Genomic DNA, 19,122 nt, shown 5'->3' on the forward strand with positions numbered 1-19,122 from the left:
AGATGCGGTACAAACAGCGTAACTACGGTGCGGAGCGTAGCATCAACGGTCTCTACGAGGGCTCCGGTGCAGAGTTCCCCGAGACACCGGACTGGCGACTCACAGCAATCCAAATCACCGGAGATCTCCGTGAACGTCTGAATATTGACGAACTTCAGGAGACACAAATCATCGGCAACGTTGACCCAGATACGTTAGACTGGAAGTTCGCCCCGACAGAGGATTAGTTACTGAAGTCGGAGAGAGACCGGGACTGCGTGCGGTGTTCCTCTACGTCATCCCGCTTTTCGATTTCCGTAGGTACTTCAGCGAGATTGGGAATAGCGTTCTGAGCCATCTCGTAGAAGGTTTCGTCCAATTCGATACCTACAGCATCGTATCCGAGCGCGTAGGCTGCCGCGATGGTGGAGCCTGAACCCATGAACGGGTCTAGAATCGTCCCTTCCCGTAGCGGGAGCGCAGCGTGGCAGAGTTCTCGCATCAGTTTCTGTGGTTTCAGGTTCGGATGCGCTTCGACTTCTTCCTCGCCGCCCGGATGTGCGTTCTTGACGATTTCTGTCTCTTCCTTCGGCGTTTTTCCGTTCCCGAGCAGGTCGGTGAACGGCCTCTCATCGGATTCGCGTCGGAGTCCACCAGTCTGCCACTCCCCAAGATTCTCATCAAGACGCCTGTCGAACGGCTTTCGGTAGAGTAGCCACGGCTCCCAGTAGACTCGGGGCATCGACGACACCATCTTGTACTCAGGATGGTCGTGCGCACCCTTCGGACGGTCTCCGCCTCGGAGAGTCTTCGTCTCACGAATGAGAACGTCCCGACGTTCCAGCCCTGCTTCATCCAATTGCTGGGAGACTTCGTGCATCAAGAGTTGTGTGCAGGCGACAAACACGTGACCGCCCGGGCGAAGGACACGTTCGACAGCTTCACCGAACTGCTTGAAGAAGTTACGGAGCTTGTCCTTGTCGTCCTCTGTCAGTACGGTGAATCGGGGGAGAGGTTTCCGTTTATTCCCGTCCAATTCAGGAGGAATTCTCCATACGCCGCCCTTGCCATCTCGCATCTTCTCCACGTGGGCGGTTTCGAATTCGATGACGGAGTACGGCGGATCCGTCACTACTGCGTGAATAGAGTTCTTGTCGAACTCCTCCTCCAAGACTTGGAAGGAGTTCCCTTGATACAGGTCGTAACCCATTATCTGAGTACACTCGTTCATAGATTCTTAATCTCTCTGCTCTATCGCTACGAGACGAGAGTGTAAGTAACTTTAGGTAGAGCGTAGGTAGTATCATGGACTCCCGTGAGTAACCGGGGGTAACATGGGTCAGGTAGAAGACGACGCGTCGTTCGTTGTGCGTTCCCCACATCGCACGACAATTCTCCAGCGGCTTGCAGAGGGTGCGGCAATCCCTGCCCAAATACGGGAGGATACTGATTTAGAATATAGCCGTATCACCGAAGCCGCGAACAAGCTGCGCGACCGAGACCTCATCGACCTGCTCGTTGACGAGGACACCAAGCGCGGTCGGTTATACTCTATAACCGAACAAGGCGAAGAAGTACTGGAGTTTATGGATGAGAATGGGATGCTGGACGACGAAAACAGATACGGACGACGATGAAACGGTCTTATCACACCTGCAGCTCTTACCTCTGGTCGGCTATGCCAGCGTTGACGGGGTACTCAATCTCTTCACGGGTCACCTGCTCCTGACGGGTGACCGCGACGACATCGTGGCCGAAGTTGCCCTCTCCGTCGGGCATCAACCGCTCCTTTACCCGGTGGCCTTCTGGGGTGAGGCCCCGGACGTGTTCGGCGAACACCTGCGCTGTCCCGTCTGACCACCGCCTGATGCTGATCGCGTACTTCTTACCCCATAGGTTGGCAGCTGCCGTCTCGAGCCGCTCGACGAGCTCGCGGTCGGCCGCGGTCAGCGCCGGTACCGGCTCTCCCTCGGAGGACCATCCTCTTCACACATTTGTGCCCCCCGTCTGCCTAGTGGTCGCAAGACGCGCCGGGAGGGCTGCCTGTTCCGGCTCTACGCCGACGATCACCGTGTCGGTGAACTCACGGTCCGGCTCCTCGGCCGCCAAGACGCGAACCGCCTCGAGCAGCGGTGTGGCCGTGGGCCCCACCGCCTCAATTTCCCGACGAGCCTCCGGCATGATCTGCAGCGTCTTGATCCGGTCGAATACTCGTATGACGTCGTCGTCGCTCACTCCTTCCCGTTCGATCACCGCCTCGAAAAGGACTCCCCTCTCGGTCGCGTCGAGGTAGTCGTCGCGGTCATGATTCGGCGTGAGGTACCAGGAGAGGTGAGCGTCACCGGCCGGCCCCCGTTCTTCACGGAACGGGAGGGGCAGCCGGTATCCGTCGACGGTCACCTCGATCAGCCACAGTGCCTCGAGGTGGTCGACGTGGTTCCTCACTAATCGGGCGCTGATTCCGGCCTGCTCAGCGAGCTCCGCCTGTGTCAGCGGCCGTGAGGTCGCCAGGAGAGCATGTACTGCCTTCGACACCGTCGGTGGCGCATTCGGGAAAATTCGGTTAGCCGGGAGCGTCGCGAGGGCGTATCGGACCTCGTCGAGGTGCATCTCTTGGGGCGTTGATTCGTGACCGAGCTGCTGGAGCGCCCGGGTGACAGCGTAGGGTGAGGCGGTGAAGGCCTGGAGGAACGAGACTGCCTCACGAGTTGGGTCGAGGTTCTTCGCCTCGCACATCCGCTGGACAGCGGTGGAGTAGGGTGTCCGGCGGTCGGTGTCAACGACGAGGATTCGGATAGAGATCTCCGGCGCGTCCTCGTGGACATCAACCGGCGATTCGCGGGCGTCTCGTAGGTACTCCTCGAACCGGTGCAGGTATAGCCCCCGAATGACGAACGAATCGATGAGAGTCCCGAACGGGTCAGCTGCGTCGACCTCAGGAGTGAGAGCCGACGCTCGCTTCTTCTTACGAGTCTCGAATAGCTGCCGATATGTCGCGAACGCCCCGTACCGGGCCTGGATAGCCGCACTGATCGCAACGGAGTCTGCCATCGGCTGAAGCTGTCGTTCATGCTCAAGACCGCCCGGTACCCGGATTTCTCGTACGAGGTCAACGCCGAATGCTTCCAGGAGGTGAGTGACTGCCCCCACTAAACCGTGAGCTAATCGCATGATTTCGCTCCGATCATCGAACTCACCGTTCCGGTGCTTACGGGTGAGGTTCTGGAGTTCGACGCCGACGAAAGAGTCACGGAGGACCTGAACATCAACGAGGGCCTCATCAGACAGCCACCCGATACACCGGGCGTCCCGGAGAATGGCGGGCGGTTCGTTGAGACTCTTGAGTCGGGATACAGGGAGGACACAGTCGATGAAACGGGGCGACGCTAACGCACTGCAGTGCTCACCACGTAAGGGAAGGCCCCTGATCCGTGAACGGAAACGACCGCCTCGTCTCGGGTCTCGTCGTAGGAAACGAGGTGCGTTCGGTCATCCTCGCCCGAGTCAAGGGTGTCGTCGAGCAGTGTCACACCACCATCGACAGCCGAGGCGGCCGCCGCGGCATGGTTCGCCCGTCCCATGTACCTCACCTGGAACGGCCGCGTCTGGTCGGCCTCCGATAGGGGGGTATCGTGAGCGGCCGGGGTTACACGGTCCTTCGTACGGGACTTTCCGGTCTGACTAACGCTTTCATCAAGCCGGCGCTGTCTTCCTATTTCCCGGTCTAACGTCTCGAAAAACATCCGTCCCACCTCGAGGAGCTCAACCCGACGATCACGCTGTGGACCGAACGAATCGACCAGGCTGTTCTCCCTGAACGTCTGAATGCATTGATGGACCCGCTGATCACTCACGAGGGAATCAGCGTACAGTTTGTGGTATGTCAGAGTCTCATCCGGTTCTTGTGCGAATGATCGTAGGAGACCGACCTCACGCCATCTGGGTCCATTGACGCCACGCTGTCTTCACGAGCTCGTCGATGGGCGGTGACCGGCTCCAGGGTATACTGCAGGCGTTACTAACGCCCGGTAGGTCCGACCGGTGTTCACTCGCGAGCCACCGGATCATGAGGGCGCTCGCGATCAGCCGAACGTCACACCCGCGGGCGAGCGTCGCGGTGAGTTCACAGACGTCCCGTCGCTGATCCGCCCGGACCTCGCGAAATGTTCGGGACATCTGCACTGCGATGGTCGGAACGTTTCGGTCGGGAGTGTTTTCGACGGCAATCTCGAATATCTTCGCCGCACTGATGACGTCGGTGAAGGGTGATTGCCCGGTTCCCAGGCCGCGAGTCTCTCGTAAGAGGTCTCACATGGCGTCTTCGTCGCCTTTGGCCGTCCGGAGGATCAGCGTCCGGTACGAACCGTTGAGGGCATTGACACCGGCTTCTTCGAGCGCACTATGAGATTCAATATAAGTCCGACCACGGACCGCATTCAATACAGCGTCGATGAAAGAATCATGGAATCCATCGGAATTCACGCGCTCATTCCAAACATTGGACGGCGGTTTCCTCTGGAGGGAGACAGTCGCGACGGGTTCTTGATCGGTGTATGTGAGACCTTCCCTGCTGCCTGAACCGCCCCTCTCATCGCCGAGGGGCGTCATGCTCCACCCCCGGCCTGTTCATCGAACCCCTCAAGAGGTTTATACTGAGTCGAATTGAAAAACCGATAGGTGCCGCTACCCAGGTAGAAGGTGAAGAAGGGGTTTGAAGTATTTCTTATAAGCCTAGGCCGGGGTTTGAACCCGGGCTCTCACGTCGGGCGATTGGGGCACACGGTCCCACGCCCTCCGTCCGGGTTGTACCGCCTGTCAGTTTAGCGGGCTGTACCCGACCGACCATGAGCCTGAAACCGACACCGCCGCACGACGCGAAGAACCGCTACCTCAACGACAAGAAGCCCGGCGTCACCAAGAAGACGTTCAAGAACTACCGCACGATGACTCGGCAGTTCTGTGACTGGCTGGACGGACAGGGTATCACCGACCTAACGACCTCAATAGCGAGGTTATCCAGCGATTTAAGGAACACCGCCTGTCGAACGTGAAGGTCATCACGACCCGGCAAGACATGATGACGCTCAAGCAGTTCATCGAGTTCTGCGAACACATCTAAGCCGTCCCTCGGGGCATGGCCGACATGGTCCGGATTCCCTCGGTCAACGAAGACGACGAGATATGTGACGACCTCCTCACTCGGGATGAAGCCCTTGAAATGCTGGAGTTCCTCGAAAAGTTCGAGTATGCGAGCAACCGTCGCATTACCCTACTAATCCTCTGGAAGACAGGTATGCGCATGAGCGGGCTACGGGCACTCGAGCTCGGGGACTTTGACGACGGACGGCCCGCGCTTGAGCTTCGCCACCGGCCAACAACAGGAACGCCGCTGAAGAACAAAGAAAAGAGTGAGAGAGAGACGTTCTGATTACATCAGAGACAGCCGTGATTATTCGGAACTACGTTGAGATGAATCGGAACGAGGTGACGGACGAACACGGGCGAGAACCACTTTTAACGTCCAAGAGCGGGCGTGTGGTTGAGACGACGATTCAACGGTATTCTACACCGCAACTCGGCCGTGCTACTACAACGGCGGAGAGTGTCCCTTTGACCGTGACCCCGAGGTTTGCGAGGCTATGTCTTGGAACGCCTGATGTAAGTGTCCGGGCTCAGTGAGTCCCCATGTACTCCGGCGTGGATATGTGACTGCTGCAAGAAACGCGGGACAACCGAAGGACATGACCGGAGAACGAGTGAATATGAGTGGAATCGTGTTGGACAAGCACTACGATAAGGGGTCTTCTGCTGAGAAGGCAGAAAGACAGCGAGAGTATATTCAAGACATCTAGGATTGTCGCTATAGAAATCTCTTTAGAAGATTTTATTTCCAAGAACCATGGATTGAGGTGCATGGCCGAAATTACAATCGGAGACCTAACGACTCTGTATTTCATGGTCAACGGCGCTATAGACGATGGAGAACACATCTCCCTGGAGGACGCTAAGGACTCAATGGCTTCAGGAGAGATTGTTGATGTGGTGGAGAGGCACAACAACGCAATGAACATGATAGAACTTTGGGATCAAGCAAAGCGAGACGCTGTAAATGAGATGTTCGCCTATAAGCATGTCTACGATGAAGACCGGCTTGTAGTGGGCGACAATGGACTTTCATTAATCGCGGCAAATCTAATTAATGCAGTACAGGATCAACAGGTCCAAGACCCTGAAACCGGCAACGAAACTGAAGCCTCTGACCTCGTGGTCGTTGAAGATTGGTAAATAGATAGGCATCAATAATTTGGATAGTAGATGTTCCCCATATCATTGGACGTGGGTTCTACATCTCTATGAGTGACCTGTATTTGTAATAGTCGTGAAACAGGGTATTCCTGTAATGCTCGCACGACATGTTCTCTTTCTTCCCAAGCTAAAGGGTGAATAGCAGATGGGACCATCCTGTGGTCACCCACAAACCCTTGGGCAAACTTGCTCATGAAGTCTTCAGGACCCATTCTGGGGAGAGTTTTGTGGAAATTCTGAGTGATTGTCCCATCGCCAACATGGATTCCAGCAGTACTGTAAGCTGGAATAATAGCCAGTTCTCCTCCAAGCGGAAATACGAAAATGAAAGAATCTGATGTATGTTCTAGCATTCGGAGAGATGCATCGCCTAGATCTCCCGTTCCAACACCAGAATTCCGCGTTTCTGCCTTGGATTGCACATATACCGCTGTTGATGATTGATAATCTGGGATATTTACGCCTAAAGAGATAGCAAAATCCGCACCCGTTTTACGTTCCTCTGAACCTTTCTTACTGTGAGAAAATTCCCTAGCTGAGAATACTAATCCCCCTTTTTCAGCCCCGTCAAGTTCTGATGCCAGTATACTCGGGAACTGGTATTTTATGGAATGAACCAGAATCTTGTATACTGACTCTTCATTTGTTAGGTGGCCTAGCTCATATTCATTGATGGTGAAATCTATCAGGTCAGTAATTATCGAGCTTGCCTTCTGCGTCTCTCGTATCAAGACCTCCTCAATGCGTTCTAAATTCTCTTCCATGCTACTGCTCATTCACCAACAAATTGGAATCCGTGTATATGAATACTAATGACTAGGTTCAATCATAGCCATCCTTTGCATGAGAAGGATTGCTGTATCGATGTCTGTTTTCAACGGGAAGAGGCCGGCTGGCGAAAACCACGCACCAGTTGAACATCTACACGGTCACCCGACCGTGCCACTTCGGTTCCCAGTGTCCACATGACCGGTCACCGGACACCTGCAAGGCGGGCGAGTATATTACGGCGAGCAAGTCTATCCCCGATGTCGCCTCACGGGTTTCGGAAGGGTGCGATAACCCACATGCTCAACCTCGGGAAGCCCAAGGATGTCGCCTTCAAGCGGATGAACGTGGGCTGTGAGGTACTTGAAGCCCACTACGACCGACGGAACAAAGCAGAACAGATGGGCACCCGATGCCGGTACCTCGAAGACCTGTAAAGTCCATCCATTCTGTCTGTTTTTTGATGTAGTGGCCGGTCACTTGATGTCGATGTCCCAGTGACCACCAACTGGCCACCTCATCCATGAGTATACCGCCGCTGCGGTAGCAATCCCGAGCAGTGGGTTCCGCACAAGACACTCTCAGAAGCCACAGTACGTCCTGTGGTCGTCTCTGATGTCATACGAATGATTGGTCGTATGGTGAAGAACCCACTCTATGGGCTTTTTTGTGCCTCTGGTGATAACCCCGACTGTATAGTTGGTTTCTGCCTGCTCTTTCCCAAACAGGTGCGAGCGTACGTTTTCCGTACAGGGACACAGTACTCTAACCTTCGTACAGTCATCTGCACTGGTTAGTACTGTTTTGTATACACGGGGACCTTCCCGATAATACTCGTACTGGACAGTACGGTTACTCGTACTTCATTCAGTATACTGTATACAGTACTGTAGTGGTCGGTCACACGTATATTTCAATAAAATGACTGATTTTGCAGTATCTATCCCAATTACCATGTGTGACCCAGCCACGGTCACTCCTGTTATTCATTATTGGTCATCCTTTTTAACGGTGACCGAACTCACCAGTAGCGGCTGTGACAGGGTGAATTAGCCTGAACTAAATTCCGGGAATGGTACAGATTGGGCTCAAATCGTGAAAATCATATTTCCAATAAAAAGGTAGGTGGTAGCGGTTATAACAAAGTGCAGGTTCCCGTTACGGTCGCCAGCTCCGATAACACCGTATAGGGAATACCACAGGTCAACAAGCCCAATAACTAACATAGTAGAAATCAGCAGTGCTACAGCACCGAACAGTGGGATATCAAGTATTATACTCCCCGCACCCAGAAGAAGGATGAACGAAAGGAGTACGGTTCCTGAGATCGCGTAGAAAATCCCTTTCTGTAAGGGTGAATCATCATCCTTCATGATAAAATCCGGATAGTACTCAACAAGCCTGCTTTGACGCGATTCATTGTGAAGCAACTGCCGACGCTTCCCGACGAAAACAGCGACCTCCATCAGTACAAGGCCGAGGAACTCCCCATGGTGTTCCTCTGATTTAGTAGCAAACAGTTTTTCAGAGCCTCTCAGCGCGTCGTTCAACGCGACCTGTTGGACAAGAAGTAAGCCAAGCGCACAAACCGGTGTTATAATCAAGAAAAGAGTCTGGGGAGAGAGAAAGCCAAGAGGGCTCTCTGCAATTCGGAGAGAGATATTAAAGAGAAGATACAAAACGGATATGTAAGTAAATAGGTCGAGCAATTGTGTTGTTATCTCCAAAACATATCCGTCTTTCTTTAATGCGTTCATAACCGCTAACCTCCGAATTAGCGTAAGGGCAAGAAGGCCCACAGCAAAGACCCTAATTACGGAGTACTCTGGAACTTCCCCTGTCGGAAAGGCGGCTACAGTAGTAGCAACCAAAGCAGTTAGAGCGATCTCGAAATCGACTTTAGTGAGTACACTAGCCCTCTCCATCGGTTGCCAGTTACCTTAGCTGTAAATGTGAAAAATTTTTGGGGAGACCAACGTTACCGCTGGAATATCGAGAAGATTGATGTATTAAACCCATGGCGTGGCTTCCCGAGGAACCAAACATAGTCATTCTCAGGAACCACTAGACTCTGGCGGGAGACTGCGCGGGCGGGTATCTTTGGTTGGGGAGAACAGGCGACAATATCACCCGCAGAACGGGTATCATTGACGTCTCTAATCGCCGGAAAAATTATGCTAAAAGGGCGCTGTCTGCGAATTACAGTCTGCACCGCAGGCGCAGCCTAGGCCGGGATTTGAACCCGGGCTCTCATCCTTACCAAGGACGCAACTCAAAACTTACCGTGCTGAGGTCGAGATGTGACCAGGATACCACCAGACCATCCCTCGAGCACCAACTTTCTTACATTCAAGTATCCCCTCTTGCTCGAGTTTCTCCAACCGATCTCGAACACCTCGATGCGTGATATTAAAATTTGAGGCTACTTCAGACGTAGTCAAAACAGGATCAGAACTCGAACGAAAGATGTCGAGAATGTCGTCGTCAGTGACTATCGGTTTCCGACCAGGGCCATCGCTCATTATGAAAATCCCTGGTTAGATCGTAGTTAGCCATTTATTCTCTTGAGAGAACTAACTATCATTAGTTCCTTCAAAAGAACTAATTTGGTGGATGGGTTTGCAAACGTCCATGCGAGAGACCACTTGGAGAATCCCCTTCGAAGTACAGGTAGAACACTCCCTCGAGGGCAAACACCGAATCCGCTATGGGATATAACAACTGCGGTGATGACTACCTCTCGAGGGTATATCACTCCCTCAGAGCGCCACGACGCCGTTATGTGATTGAGTTGGTTGCAGAGAGCGATAACGACCTCTCGGTTCGTACCCTTGCTCGAGAAATCGCTGCTCGAGAACGAGATGTCCCAATGCACTGTGCAACCGGTGAACCGTACCGCAACGTGTACAACGCGCTCTCCCAAACGCATCTATCGACGCTTTCGGACGCCGATGTTATCATCTATGATCCCGAGCGCCAGACCGTTGCTCCAGGCCCAGATCTCACAATAACTCTCCTCCTAAGCAATCTTAATCAAACTGCGTTTCAGACGCTTTGGAACCTCGAGGAGTGAGGTAATCAATCTATAATGCCTTCGTAAAATCCTCTCTTGATCTGTGGTTCCCTGAAACAGCAGACATAGATTTGCGTGGTAAGCAGAGTACTAGAGAATATATTTTGGGTGAAGAAAGGAATATATATCCTAACCCCGTTGATGGAAGTATGACAGACAACACACGCCGCGAGGGCCCACCCCCATTCGACAGACCGTTCGAGGGTGAAGACACGAAGCAGCGCGTATACGGAACGGTGTTGCACGCTCGAGAGCCGATGACGGCCGCTGAAATCGCCGAGCGAGCAGACTGTTCGGCGGAGTCGGCACGGACCCACTTGTCGTTCTACGCCGACCTCGGCATCGTTATTCGACATGAAGGGCGACCAGTCAGGTACGAGCGCAACGATGACTACTTCGAGTGGCGTCGAATAAATGAGTTAGCGCGGGAGAATACCGTCGACGAGTTGCAGGCCCGTGTCTCAGCGCTGACCGATCGAATTGAGGAGTATCGCGACGAATACGACGTCGATTCACCCGCCGAGGTCGACGTCCTCGAGTTCGACGCGGCGCGGATCGACGATGTGTATGTCGAACTCAGTGATTGGGCCACCGCTATTGAGGAGCGTCGTCATCACGAACGTGCCCGGAGAAAGGTCGCCAGTTCCACGGCTCCGTCGCACAGCTGACATGGTACCGGTGAATGACGGTCGGAGCCCTGCGCCGATCAGCCGATCGGTGTTAGAACGCCTTCGATCCCAATTTCTCGGCAGTCAAATGTTTCAATCGGCAGAAATCATTATGACTGAGAAGCTACACCTCCGTGTCGACCTGTCCGACGAGTACTACCCGAATGAGGTATCCGCTCGTCTCGAGATTCGTTGGTACCGGAACGACGATTTCAATGTCCACTATCAAGAGGAACGGCAAGATAGTGCGTGGAAGTGTCGATGGGATCGGCATCCAAACGCGCACAACTCGAGAGATCACTTCCATCCGCCGTCAGATGCGAGTCGCAACGACGCGGAAAACGAGCAGTGGCCAGCTGATCATCGCGACGTGAGCCGTCTCGTCCTCGATCGGATCGAGGAGCGAATCGAAACGCTATGGGGGCAACAGGAGGCGTATTGACTGTCAGAGGTTTTTCAATTTCGACATACATTCTGCGAGTTATGCTGAATATACAGCGCAAATACACAATCAACTTCGAGTGATTTAATTACAGCATTTTATCGTCGCAGGTAGATTTGAGCATTCTCTATAACCACTGATAGCTATCAGTTCTGGCCGTCTGCCGATTTTAGGAGTTGGTAGCGGTATCAAGGGGTCAAATCCCCCATGCTTGTTTTGATATTGATCTTCACTAAGAGGCGTTCAATACGTTTGGTAAATGCATCTATCTCAGTGACGAGATCACCGGTACACTAATCTAACCACTGTGAGACAGAAGGCATATTGGAATACCATGGTTCAACAGGATACAGATGATTGCCAAATCAAAATGTTGTATTTCTAATAAAATGGGTGAAGAATGAGTCAGGAAAATACTAATGTCTCAATTGATCTTCCCTCTCAAGCAAAGAGCAAAGCTGGACTCGCACGAGGATATTCATTTCAAGACACCATTACAGGTGCCTTCCTTCTCTCCGTTCTATTTGAAGACGCAGACAAAGTGATGGTTGAGGGGGCAATCGATGATAACGACAGGTTCGACGATCTGATAGTAAAAGAAGGAAATGACATCGTTTGTATTCAGGCTAAAAACGGAATCGGATATAGCTTAAGTCCGACAGATCTCAATGACCGTTCAGGTAGATTAGATGTAGAGAAGATGGTCGAATCTGCTGATTCCCGAATTGAAAAGGGGCAAGGAGATCGATTTATTGTCCTCACTTCTTATGATTCGGAGGCATCTGGTGACTTGGTTCTCGAACAAACGGACAAGACCATAGAACTCTTAGAGAAGTTCGAGATTCCAATTACAAGAATTGAGGGAGAAGCAGGGACTGTTAATAACGAAGTAGAAATCGAATTTGGATTAGGTCTCCCAGGAATTCCTGAGGCTCCCGAAGGCAGAAGAGTATTGCCTATTGACGAAACCGAACTATATAATCAGATTAGAAAGTCAGTAAATTACCTTATTGATTCACATTCTAGTCCTCGACTTCCAGAAGTGGATACGCTTATTAAAAAGGCTGTTATCTTGGCATCGGATGCCCGGGACAGTCCTGGCCGATGGCTTGACAGAGCTGAAATTGCTCAGCGTCTTGGTCTTGATCCTAGAGAGAGGACGCTAAATCAACAATTCCCAACTGAAGAAGAGTATATCATTCCAGGATGGGTGCAGGAATTGATTGGTACAATTGGAGAGGGTAATAGGAGAGTTCTAATAGAAGGACGACCCGGTAGTGGAAAATCGACCGGTGTAGAATTGTATTGTACTCGATCCGAAGGGCCACCGGTATTTCGATACCATTTATTTGTTCCGGGAGACTCTCGCTCTGAAGCCAAACGACGGATTGACAAAGAGTGGTTCAGGCACCAGTTTGCCGCACAATTGTATGAGTCATTCCCGGAAGCATTTGACCGGGATAGTCAACCAGTCTGGACAGATAGAGGCGCGCTTCAAAACTATATTGAACGTGTTGCTAACTGGGCTGACAATGAGGGAAAGAGCCCTGTATTAATTGTTGACGGTCTTGACCACGTTCTTCGGGAGCCGGGAGAAACAAATAGATCAATTGACCCACATGGGACAATAATTGAAGAAATTGGTCATCTAACCTTTCCTGCGCCTCTTCGGTTGATGTTGGTAAGCAGAGAACTTGATGGGGAATGTTATGATCTTCTAGATGTGGATGATATCCGTGAAGTGATACCGTGGCAGTCCCGAGAGATAGAACTATTCCTAGGTGAGATGGGTGAAGACTATACTCCAGAACTAGTTGAATCGATTCTAAATGTTTCAGATGGTCTTCCAGTTATTATTTCACATCTCGTAGAACAAGCTCAAGTACGTGAGTCAGACCTTTCTTCCGTAGTAACTGAGGCACCGGTTGCAGAGGGTGATCTGGCGGATTACTACAGTACGATATGGGATCCACTATCCCCCGTCCATAGTGATATTATTTCACTGATATCGATAAGTCCAGAGGGAATTGGCGAGGACTTAATAAAAGACACCCTCGGTTTGCCATCAATAGATCATGAACTGGATCTTCAGTCACCGCCCATATCACATCTTTCTACAGAACTTCAGGATGGCTGGTATAGGGTATTCCACGACAGTTTCGGTGAATACGTGAAGCAAGAATTAGAGGATAATGAAGTTTACCAGTTACATACCGAATTATATTCCAAGATATTCGAACATTGCCGCCATTTCCCAGCAGAGCTTGATAGTCTCCAATACCATGCAGAGCAAGGGCCGGGGCAGGAAGATCTGGCTACTATAATCAATCTTGAAACCGCCTTCCAATGGTTAGAGAACGGCGCTCATCCTCAACTTATTCAAGATATGCTTCAGATGCTGTTTGAAGTCACACTTGATTGTGGTGATTACGAATCTGCATTTGATTGTGCTGTAATTGGTGCGTACTTCCGTAATAGTGTCCCTCATCAACAAGAGAGACTATCCTACTATGTCGCGTCGGGGATGCGTGAAGAAGCAGTAGATATCGTTGAACAATCTATACATTATGAACCAACGAATGAAACTACCCTTCAGTCAATTGAAAAAGTCGCCAATAATTGGGATGATTTTCCCTCTGATTTATGGATAGAAGAATGTGAAGACCAGTTCTTTGGCTCTGAAGATGGCGAATGGAGACCAGATACCTACTTCAATGCCGTTGCTGCTGCCTTTGATCCTGATGAATTCTGGAGAAGAGCTGGTGCGGTGGTTGGTGAGGATGATGGACACTTTGTATTCGAGGTCATTAACGCTGTCCGAGAATATCCAGAGTTATTGGATATTTCTCCGCCAGAGTGGATTTTCAATGACCCGCTCACTGGCCTTGAGGCATGTTCATCGTTAGGGCCCGAGATTGAACCATCGTGGAAGGAAGCCGTTCAGTCCACCTCCTACGATCTTAATGAGATGTCTGTGGCTGCTTTATACTCTATAGCATTAGCTCACGGCGAGGATCTCACTCAGATTGAGGAGGTATTCGAACGGATTCGGGAAATTGGAATTAAGAATCCCTATGCTATAGAGAACGATCAAATCCGACACTCCCAGTCCTACTACATTGGGGCTATCTATTCTTTACTTGGAGGTCAACCTGATGAACTCCAAGAGCTTATCAGGGAACAATCTCCGATAGTTGTTGAACTTGATCTACTCTTAGCCAGCATTGGAGCATATCGCTGTAGTGAAAACTCCACACGATCTAATGAATGGATCCAGTTTCTTATGGAGTCAATCGGGGATTGGGTTGGGCCGGATACAGAAATAGACGTTCCCCGCCAGTCTTCGCCACTTATCCAATATAGGGATTTTATTAGTAATGCATTCAGCGATCTTGAGAGCGATTTCTTATTTGATGATTCGCCAGCAGCACGATCAGTCCCGTATTTACTAGAGGATACGGAATCTGAAGCATACATCCAAACAATAGTGGTGAACAATATTGAAAGAATAATCAAAAATAATTTGACTCCTTCGGAGCGTGAGGTGATACTTAAGGAAGATTTCCAGAGATACATAAATGCAGACCCTTCAGAAGAGGAATTAGCAGTCGAATTATGGGACATCACTATACAAGCTGCAGATGAAGAATTGTATGATTTCGCTGAGAAATGCTCTCGCTACGCCCTTTCGAGATCTTTCCGATACGGGAATCACAAAGATGTTTTTCTAAACGAAGTTTGGAACGCGTTGAGTTGTGTTGCAGAGGATAACTGGAATGATTATCAGGGAGTTGCAATCCGGTTAATAAACTGGGCCCGGCTTCTTCACGATATGACTGATGGTGATGAAACACGTCACTTCGAGGGTATGTTCCTACGTACACTCTTGGACGCAGGTATTATTTCGTATGACCAAGTAGTCGGAGAAGTATTAGAACAACCAACATTACGTAAGATTCACAGTTGGAGAATCAACAACCCGGATGGGATAACTGAACAACAATTGAATTCCGTTCTTTTTGGGAGGGGAAGACTAGGATTGAGGTATAGTCAATCCTCTGTCCACACCGCTCATTGCGCAATTGTTGCAGCTGACAATGGATGGGATGATAAAGCGCAAAGTGCCCTCAGTATAATTCAGAGCGAGGATCAAGTCCAACTTGAGGAGGAAGTCCATGATCGTCTATTAGAAGTGTCCAATGAATATGGGATATACATTTCCGACCATCTTTCAATCAATGAAGATTCTGAAGGACAAAATCTACGGACACATTCAGAGGAAGAAGATACTGATTATATTGACGAGATATTAGAGAAAGAACCATTAGAGCAGACGATGCTCGAAGATCTATCGGATGACGATCTAGTGGAGACTGGAAGGAGAGTTGCCAATACCATCAAATATCGACCAAAGTTAGTAGTCCCAATCGCTCGTGAGATGAATAGACGAGGGTTTGAATCGCAGGCTGTGTCTCTGCCGAAAAGAGTGATCAGTGAACGGAATATCATGGGTCGCTTGATGGCTAGGGAAAATGAATTTCAGAAAGTGGCCCTGTTTTTGGTTGAAATGGAAGGTGATGATGCACTCCAGCATATACTGGAGGCCTGGCGTGATAGTTCAATCATTGATGCCCAACATCATTTAATTCTCTCAAATCTTGTTTGGATTGTAAATCAAACGGAAGGTCAACTAGAATCCAAAAACTTGGTACAGCAAGGAGTAGATTGGAGTCGGAGGCTACTCCAACCACATGAAAATGAAGCCCATGGCTGGGGTGTCCTGAGTCATAAGTGATGACTTGAGGATTTCAATATCTAAGCAATCTCGGAGTGGCCTCTGGAGAACTGGCTATGAGAACCGAAAGGAGGTTAGGAGTAGTCCAGAGCTGCGGGAACCAGCAGAGTCGGTAATATACTACAGACTATCCAAATAATCCCTCCGCTGCTCCATCTTCTCACGCTTCGTACGCCGGTCGTCTGTTATTCGATCACGCGCCGACTAACGTTTGCACGGTCGCTGACTACCTTGTCTGGCATATCGCTGTTCAGGCTATGGGTAATGCTCCCTCGCCGGATTGCGTGTGGGCTCACGCTTGATGGGCATCGGTAGGCAGTGTCGCGTTCTAATGCCGAACACTCACCGAAGTCACGGTCGTGCGGGCATTTGGCGCTGTAGATACAGAGCCGGGCCCACCGGTAGACGTACGCTCGAAGTGTTGTTTTGTTCGTACGGCCCTCACGCGACGCAAGTAGCGGCTCTCGTCCGTGCTCGGCGGAGACTGATGGTCGCTTCTCGGCTAGCCAGTCGTCAAGTACGTCGCAGAGTTGATCTGAAAGCGCAACCATCCGTTCGCCCTTCCCCTGATTCTTAATCGGCGTCCCCGATTCTGGACGATGACGAACCTTCACACACTGGTCGTCTGGATCATAGTCGTCGACGTCCAGTGCATGTACGCCACCAACACGTATCATCGTGTGCCACATTAGTGCGATTGTGACGTGCTGGATTCTCGCGTATTCGTACTTCTCCAGATGGGCGAGTACCTTTGAGGCAGTGTCGCTGTCTAGCATCACGTCTCGGAAGTCTCGTCCGGTGTGATCGATGGGGACAGAACCTTCTGACTCAGGTCTTGTTCTACGCCGTCAATGGATTCCAGCCATCGGATGAACACACGGAGCGTGTCCATCTGCGTTTTCTCGCTGACCTTATTCAGATCGCCGTCTTCGCGCCGCCAGAGCCGATACCGGTGGAGCTGGCGACCGGTGAGTGTGTTGAGATTCTCAATCTCCTGCTCATCACACCAGCGGACGAAGTGACCGAGCCGGTATTTATGCCCTTTCAGAGAGGCCTCCGAGAGTTCGTTCTCCTTGTCTGCAAGGTACAATTCGAGTGCGGATTCTGCGTCGATTGGTTCGAGACTCATAGTTGGTCTTCTCCAGTCAAGCGAATCCCACGAGTCCCGGTTTCTATCCGTTCCGAACCACGGCTACAACGCCCGAAATCGCCAAAAGGAAGGGTTGTCACGCCGCGTGACCAAGGCCTGCAGCGCCCATCCTTCAACCGCTTTCTCCAAATCCAGAAGAAAGCGCAGTACGGCATGGTGAGTTATTTAAGCACATGTCGTTTTGATAATGGCCGAGCGCAAGTTGTAACGGGTCGCCCTTATCCCCCTGTGTCGATTCGGGCCATACAAGTCGCGGCAAATTCTTCATTCTTGTTCTTGAGGCAACCAGTTCATCGTTCGATTCTACTTAGATCACATCGTTTGACTCGATCTGTTGAAGCGCGTCGGTTACTGTCAGTCCATGCGTGTGTGCGATGTCTGTTGCGAGTTGTGCGGCTCTCTCAGAACGCTCTGGTTCGAATGTTACGAGTCAATGACTGAATGAAACAAGCGATTCGATGATTAGCGGGTCGTCTTGTGGATGCTCAGTTTCGAGCATGCACAGGGTTGGCCGCGTGATAGTATTTAAAATCTCAGTCAGGGGGTCGTCACTGCACAATAGGAAGGCCGTTAGTTGCTGAAGTCGAACTCGTCTTCGTCGTGAAGACTGAGATTGTCGCGGTTGAATCCGTCCATGTAATCGAATACATCGATTTGGATTTCTTCGAGGAGGTATTTGTCGAAGGCTCGGATGAACACTTTCAGTTCCTCGTTTTCTTTCTGCATCAGTTTCAGATCGGCTTCCAGCAGGGAGAGTTGTTCTTCGATACTGTCTGTTGATTCGGTGGTTAAATCGTGGTTCTTCACGAACTCCCATCCTTCGTTCTCCGGTTCTTGTCAAGTATCGTGATAGATGGTTGGATTTGGGTCGTTAGTTGCTTCTTTGCATTGCGGAAGGTATTCTTCGATGAATGATTCGCTGCCGTGTCGAAGGTAGATTGCCGCAATTTCTACGTCTTCTTTATCTTCTCCATTACCGTCTTGTTCAGTCATATGCTGGTTCGTTTGCTGGTAAACTTGTAACTTTATTTGTCAACAATCCCAATGATCCATATGTCAATTCTTTGCATCAGCGATATCCAGTGGGAGATCGAGGACGAAGACATACTCACCACTCTCAAAAATGAAGTTGATGAGGAATCCCCCTCACTGGTTTTCTTTGGAGGAGACGTAATTAATGACGGCTGGAACAGTGAAGAGCATGTTTCTGAGTTCGTTGAGTTACTGAACTACTTGGAGGAACTGGAAATTCCTTCTGCCACGATAGAAGGGAATCACGACGAATATTCCGACTATGAAGCAGTAGAAGAACACATAGATGGTTTAGAGTATGCGAATGAAATCTCACATGAAGTCGCTGAGTTTGACGGCTTGAGGGTTTTGGGTCTTCCGTATTCATCGACTCACTATTTACGGACTGCAAGACAACTCAGCGAGGAGTTCCCCGAAAGGTATGATATAATTTTAGCGCATGCAGAATCCTCTCGCCGTATTTGGTTATTCGAGATTGATGCGAAAATTGTGATCACGGGCCATTTTGCCGATCAGTTGTACCTAGTCCGTGATCAGGTCTTTATCTCGATGGGGTCGTATCCCGGTGAGACCGTAGTGATTGACTCTAAACTGGATGAGTTGTTGTATAGGCGTCGTTCTGACTCTCCTATGGCGAATCAAGATGAATACGAATCGAAAGTGCGACTAGAAGATGGAGAACTAGAGTGGTTGCGCGATGAGTACGATCCAGACGTTTTCAGTTCCCGTCCATTGCAGTCTGACTACTCTGACCAATTCGAGCGACTGATTTCTGCTAAGGAGGAAGTCACTGAAACGGATAATGAAGAAGAGGTAAGACGAATTGTTGAAGAGCTGTTAGAGGATGGCACTCCGAAAACGCATATCCGCGAGTATATCGGTCGCTATGATTTTCTATAGCGGTTTGAT

Annotated in this window: 25 protein-coding genes; 12 read left to right on the forward strand and 13 right to left on the reverse strand. The window is 50.6% G+C overall.

Translation table 11 applies throughout. From position 1 onward, the window contains the following. The first annotated feature begins 2 nt into the window (after window positions 1–2). Window positions 3–227 carry a hypothetical protein gene (locus tag HALLA_RS01025; protein WP_169732096.1) on the forward strand — a complete coding sequence of 75 codons (225 nt, stop codon included), beginning with the start codon at window positions 3–5 and terminating at the stop codon, window positions 225–227. Here the strand turns inward: HALLA_RS01025 and HALLA_RS01030 are convergent. Continuing rightward, on the reverse strand, window positions 224–1,210 hold the full coding sequence (locus HALLA_RS01030; RefSeq protein WP_049951651.1) for a DNA-methyltransferase: 987 nt from the start codon (window positions 1,208–1,210) through the stop codon (window positions 224–226). The genes HALLA_RS01025 and HALLA_RS01030 overlap by 4 nt on opposite strands. A 103-nt stretch (window positions 1,211–1,313) precedes the next feature. Here HALLA_RS01030 and HALLA_RS01035 point away from each other — a divergent pair, with 103 nt between their 5' ends. Continuing rightward, entirely contained in the window at window positions 1,314–1,616 is a 303-nt protein-coding gene (locus HALLA_RS01035; protein ID WP_049951652.1) for a winged helix-turn-helix domain-containing protein, read from the forward strand. Window positions 1,617–1,641: 25 nt separating this feature from the next. On the opposite strand, the gene HALLA_RS20355 is transcribed toward HALLA_RS01035, so the two are convergent. Both HALLA_RS20355 and HALLA_RS01040 read right to left on the reverse strand, forming a co-directional pair. Further along, entirely contained in the window at window positions 1,642–1,818 is a 177-nt protein-coding gene (locus HALLA_RS20355; RefSeq protein WP_157231297.1) for a hypothetical protein, read from the reverse strand. A gap of 147 nt (window positions 1,819–1,965) precedes the next feature. Continuing rightward, window positions 1,966–3,030, reverse strand: coding sequence for an HTH domain-containing protein (locus tag HALLA_RS01040; protein WP_169732097.1), 1,065 nt, complete (start codon window positions 3,028–3,030; stop codon window positions 1,966–1,968). 153 nt (window positions 3,031–3,183) lie between these two features. Between HALLA_RS01040 and HALLA_RS01045 the strand changes: the two genes are divergently transcribed. Then, window positions 3,184–3,369, forward strand: coding sequence for a hypothetical protein (locus HALLA_RS01045; RefSeq protein WP_049951654.1), 186 nt, complete (start codon window positions 3,184–3,186; stop codon window positions 3,367–3,369). On the opposite strand, the gene HALLA_RS20360 is transcribed toward HALLA_RS01045, so the two are convergent. The 3 genes from HALLA_RS20360 to HALLA_RS01060 form a co-directional block, all read right to left on the reverse strand. Then, window positions 3,366–3,560 (reverse strand): hypothetical protein, encoded by a 195-nt coding sequence (locus HALLA_RS20360; RefSeq protein WP_157231298.1) that lies wholly within the window; start codon window positions 3,558–3,560, stop codon window positions 3,366–3,368. The two genes, HALLA_RS01045 and HALLA_RS20360, sit on opposite strands and share 4 nt — an antisense overlap. A 349-nt stretch (window positions 3,561–3,909) precedes the next feature. After that, complete coding sequence (locus tag HALLA_RS01055) at window positions 3,910–4,155, reverse strand: hypothetical protein (protein WP_049951656.1); 246 nt, start codon at window positions 4,153–4,155, stop codon at window positions 3,910–3,912. 132 nt (window positions 4,156–4,287) lie between these two features. Further along, a complete protein-coding gene (locus HALLA_RS01060) occupies window positions 4,288–4,587 on the reverse strand; it encodes a hypothetical protein (protein ID WP_049951657.1) in 300 nt (99 codons plus the stop codon). 236 nt (window positions 4,588–4,823) lie between these two features. Between HALLA_RS01060 and HALLA_RS21275 the strand changes: the two genes are divergently transcribed. The 3 genes from HALLA_RS21275 to HALLA_RS01070 all read left to right on the forward strand — a co-directional run bounded on the left by HALLA_RS21275 (window position 4,824) and on the right by HALLA_RS01070 (window position 6,264). After that, window positions 4,824–5,030, forward strand: coding sequence for a hypothetical protein (locus tag HALLA_RS21275; protein ID WP_242406176.1), 207 nt, complete (start codon window positions 4,824–4,826; stop codon window positions 5,028–5,030). A gap of 92 nt (window positions 5,031–5,122) precedes the next feature. Further along, window positions 5,123–5,407, forward strand: coding sequence for a tyrosine-type recombinase/integrase (locus tag HALLA_RS21280; protein WP_242406177.1), 285 nt, complete (start codon window positions 5,123–5,125; stop codon window positions 5,405–5,407). 485 nt (window positions 5,408–5,892) lie between these two features. Continuing rightward, a complete protein-coding gene (locus HALLA_RS01070) occupies window positions 5,893–6,264 on the forward strand; it encodes a hypothetical protein (protein ID WP_049951658.1) in 372 nt (123 codons plus the stop codon). 11 nt (window positions 6,265–6,275) lie between these two features. Here the strand turns inward: HALLA_RS01070 and HALLA_RS20365 are convergent, their stop codons facing one another. Further along, window positions 6,276–7,061, reverse strand: coding sequence for a hypothetical protein (locus HALLA_RS20365; protein ID WP_157231299.1), 786 nt, complete (start codon window positions 7,059–7,061; stop codon window positions 6,276–6,278). 252 nt (window positions 7,062–7,313) lie between these two features. On the opposite strand from HALLA_RS20365, the gene HALLA_RS20370 reads away from it, so the two are divergent. Next, entirely contained in the window at window positions 7,314–7,490 is a 177-nt protein-coding gene (locus HALLA_RS20370) for a hypothetical protein (protein ID WP_157231300.1), read from the forward strand. A 651-nt stretch (window positions 7,491–8,141) separates the two neighbouring features. Here the strand turns inward: HALLA_RS20370 and HALLA_RS01075 are convergent. Together HALLA_RS01075 and HALLA_RS19815 are read right to left on the reverse strand one after the other, a co-directional pair. Further along, window positions 8,142–8,978 (reverse strand): hypothetical protein, encoded by an 837-nt coding sequence (locus HALLA_RS01075; RefSeq protein WP_049951659.1) that lies wholly within the window; start codon window positions 8,976–8,978, stop codon window positions 8,142–8,144. A gap of 354 nt (window positions 8,979–9,332) precedes the next feature. Then, window positions 9,333–9,575 (reverse strand): winged helix-turn-helix transcriptional regulator, encoded by a 243-nt coding sequence (locus tag HALLA_RS19815; protein WP_084568885.1) that lies wholly within the window; start codon window positions 9,573–9,575, stop codon window positions 9,333–9,335. Between the two features lie 185 nt (window positions 9,576–9,760). On the opposite strand from HALLA_RS19815, the gene HALLA_RS21815 reads away from it, so the two are divergent. From HALLA_RS21815 to HALLA_RS20375, 4 genes are all read left to right on the forward strand, one after another. Beyond that, a complete protein-coding gene (locus tag HALLA_RS21815; RefSeq protein WP_449272279.1) occupies window positions 9,761–10,126 on the forward strand; it encodes a DUF7344 domain-containing protein in 366 nt (121 codons plus the stop codon). Between the two features lie 149 nt (window positions 10,127–10,275). After that, window positions 10,276–10,794 carry a DUF7342 family protein gene (locus HALLA_RS01090; protein ID WP_049951660.1) on the forward strand — a complete coding sequence of 173 codons (519 nt, stop codon included), beginning with the start codon at window positions 10,276–10,278 and terminating at the stop codon, window positions 10,792–10,794. Between the two features lie 88 nt (window positions 10,795–10,882). After that, window positions 10,883–11,236: a hypothetical protein gene (locus HALLA_RS01095; protein ID WP_174887881.1), complete on the forward strand. Its 354-nt coding sequence runs from the start codon at window positions 10,883–10,885 to the stop codon at window positions 11,234–11,236. Window positions 11,237–11,636: 400 nt separating this feature from the next. Further along, complete coding sequence (locus tag HALLA_RS20375) at window positions 11,637–16,031, forward strand: hypothetical protein (RefSeq protein WP_157231301.1); 4,395 nt, start codon at window positions 11,637–11,639, stop codon at window positions 16,029–16,031. A gap of 185 nt (window positions 16,032–16,216) precedes the next feature. Here HALLA_RS20375 and HALLA_RS21695 read toward each other — a convergent pair whose 3' ends face one another. The 4 genes from HALLA_RS21695 to HALLA_RS20380 all read right to left on the reverse strand — a co-directional run bounded on the left by HALLA_RS21695 (window position 16,217) and on the right by HALLA_RS20380 (window position 18,174). Beyond that, window positions 16,217–16,807, reverse strand: coding sequence for a site-specific integrase (locus HALLA_RS21695; RefSeq protein WP_339325747.1), 591 nt, complete (start codon window positions 16,805–16,807; stop codon window positions 16,217–16,219). Then, window positions 16,807–17,160: a site-specific integrase gene (locus HALLA_RS21700; protein WP_339325748.1), complete on the reverse strand. Its 354-nt coding sequence runs from the start codon at window positions 17,158–17,160 to the stop codon at window positions 16,807–16,809. The genes HALLA_RS21695 and HALLA_RS21700 overlap by 1 nt, the downstream gene beginning before the upstream one ends. 591 nt (window positions 17,161–17,751) lie before the next feature. Next, window positions 17,752–17,988 (reverse strand): hypothetical protein, encoded by a 237-nt coding sequence (locus HALLA_RS01110; protein WP_049951663.1) that lies wholly within the window; start codon window positions 17,986–17,988, stop codon window positions 17,752–17,754. Window positions 17,989–18,018: 30 nt separating this feature from the next. Further along, window positions 18,019–18,174, reverse strand: coding sequence for a hypothetical protein (locus tag HALLA_RS20380; RefSeq protein ID WP_157231303.1), 156 nt, complete (start codon window positions 18,172–18,174; stop codon window positions 18,019–18,021). 60 nt (window positions 18,175–18,234) lie between these two features. Between HALLA_RS20380 and HALLA_RS01115 the strand changes: the two genes are divergently transcribed. After that, on the forward strand, window positions 18,235–19,113 hold the full coding sequence (locus HALLA_RS01115; RefSeq protein WP_169732098.1) for a metallophosphoesterase: 879 nt from the start codon (window positions 18,235–18,237) through the stop codon (window positions 19,111–19,113). Window positions 19,114–19,122: the final 9 nt, after the last annotated feature.

Source organism: Halostagnicola larsenii XH-48 (assembly GCF_000517625.1).
Taxonomy (GTDB): Archaea; Halobacteriota; Halobacteria; order Halobacteriales; family Natrialbaceae; genus Halostagnicola; species Halostagnicola larsenii.

What these genes read in the sequence shown, in the direction of transcription:
- HALLA_RS01025 (WP_169732096.1), top strand. Translation starts at nt 3, where the DNA reads ATGCGGTACAAACAGCGTAACTACGGTGCGGAGCGTAGCATCAACGGT.
- HALLA_RS01030 (WP_049951651.1), bottom strand. Translation starts at nt 1,210, where the DNA reads ATGAACGAGTGTACTCAGATAATGGGTTACGACCTGTATCAAGGGAAC.
- HALLA_RS01035 (WP_049951652.1), top strand. Translation starts at nt 1,314, where the DNA reads ATGGGTCAGGTAGAAGACGACGCGTCGTTCGTTGTGCGTTCCCCACAT.
- HALLA_RS01040 (WP_169732097.1), bottom strand. Translation starts at nt 3,030, where the DNA reads ATGGCAGACTCCGTTGCGATCAGTGCGGCTATCCAGGCCCGGTACGGG.
- HALLA_RS20360 (WP_157231298.1), bottom strand. Translation starts at nt 3,560, where the DNA reads ATGGGACGGGCGAACCATGCCGCGGCGGCCGCCTCGGCTGTCGATGGT.
- HALLA_RS01055 (WP_049951656.1), bottom strand. Translation starts at nt 4,155, where the DNA reads ATGTCCCGAACATTTCGCGAGGTCCGGGCGGATCAGCGACGGGACGTC.
- HALLA_RS01060 (WP_049951657.1), bottom strand. Translation starts at nt 4,587, where the DNA reads ATGACGCCCCTCGGCGATGAGAGGGGCGGTTCAGGCAGCAGGGAAGGT.
- HALLA_RS21275 (WP_242406176.1), top strand. Translation starts at nt 4,824, where the DNA reads ATGAGCCTGAAACCGACACCGCCGCACGACGCGAAGAACCGCTACCTC.
- HALLA_RS21280 (WP_242406177.1), top strand. Translation starts at nt 5,123, where the DNA reads ATGGTCCGGATTCCCTCGGTCAACGAAGACGACGAGATATGTGACGAC.
- HALLA_RS01070 (WP_049951658.1), top strand. Translation starts at nt 5,893, where the DNA reads ATGGCCGAAATTACAATCGGAGACCTAACGACTCTGTATTTCATGGTC.
- HALLA_RS20365 (WP_157231299.1), bottom strand. Translation starts at nt 7,061, where the DNA reads ATGAGCAGTAGCATGGAAGAGAATTTAGAACGCATTGAGGAGGTCTTG.
- HALLA_RS20370 (WP_157231300.1), top strand. Translation starts at nt 7,314, where the DNA reads ATGTCGCCTCACGGGTTTCGGAAGGGTGCGATAACCCACATGCTCAAC.
- HALLA_RS01075 (WP_049951659.1), bottom strand. Translation starts at nt 8,978, where the DNA reads ATGGAGAGGGCTAGTGTACTCACTAAAGTCGATTTCGAGATCGCTCTA.
- HALLA_RS19815 (WP_084568885.1), bottom strand. Translation starts at nt 9,575, where the DNA reads ATGAGCGATGGCCCTGGTCGGAAACCGATAGTCACTGACGACGACATT.
- HALLA_RS21815 (WP_449272279.1), top strand. Translation starts at nt 9,761, where the DNA reads ATGGGATATAACAACTGCGGTGATGACTACCTCTCGAGGGTATATCAC.
- HALLA_RS01090 (WP_049951660.1), top strand. Translation starts at nt 10,276, where the DNA reads ATGACAGACAACACACGCCGCGAGGGCCCACCCCCATTCGACAGACCG.
- HALLA_RS01095 (WP_174887881.1), top strand. Translation starts at nt 10,883, where the DNA reads ATGTTTCAATCGGCAGAAATCATTATGACTGAGAAGCTACACCTCCGT.
- HALLA_RS20375 (WP_157231301.1), top strand. Translation starts at nt 11,637, where the DNA reads ATGAGTCAGGAAAATACTAATGTCTCAATTGATCTTCCCTCTCAAGCA.
- HALLA_RS21695 (WP_339325747.1), bottom strand. Translation starts at nt 16,807, where the DNA reads ATGCTAGACAGCGACACTGCCTCAAAGGTACTCGCCCATCTGGAGAAG.
- HALLA_RS21700 (WP_339325748.1), bottom strand. Translation starts at nt 17,160, where the DNA reads ATGAGTCTCGAACCAATCGACGCAGAATCCGCACTCGAATTGTACCTT.
- HALLA_RS20380 (WP_157231303.1), bottom strand. Translation starts at nt 18,174, where the DNA reads ATGACTGAACAAGACGGTAATGGAGAAGATAAAGAAGACGTAGAAATT.
- HALLA_RS01115 (WP_169732098.1), top strand. Translation starts at nt 18,235, where the DNA reads ATGTCAATTCTTTGCATCAGCGATATCCAGTGGGAGATCGAGGACGAA.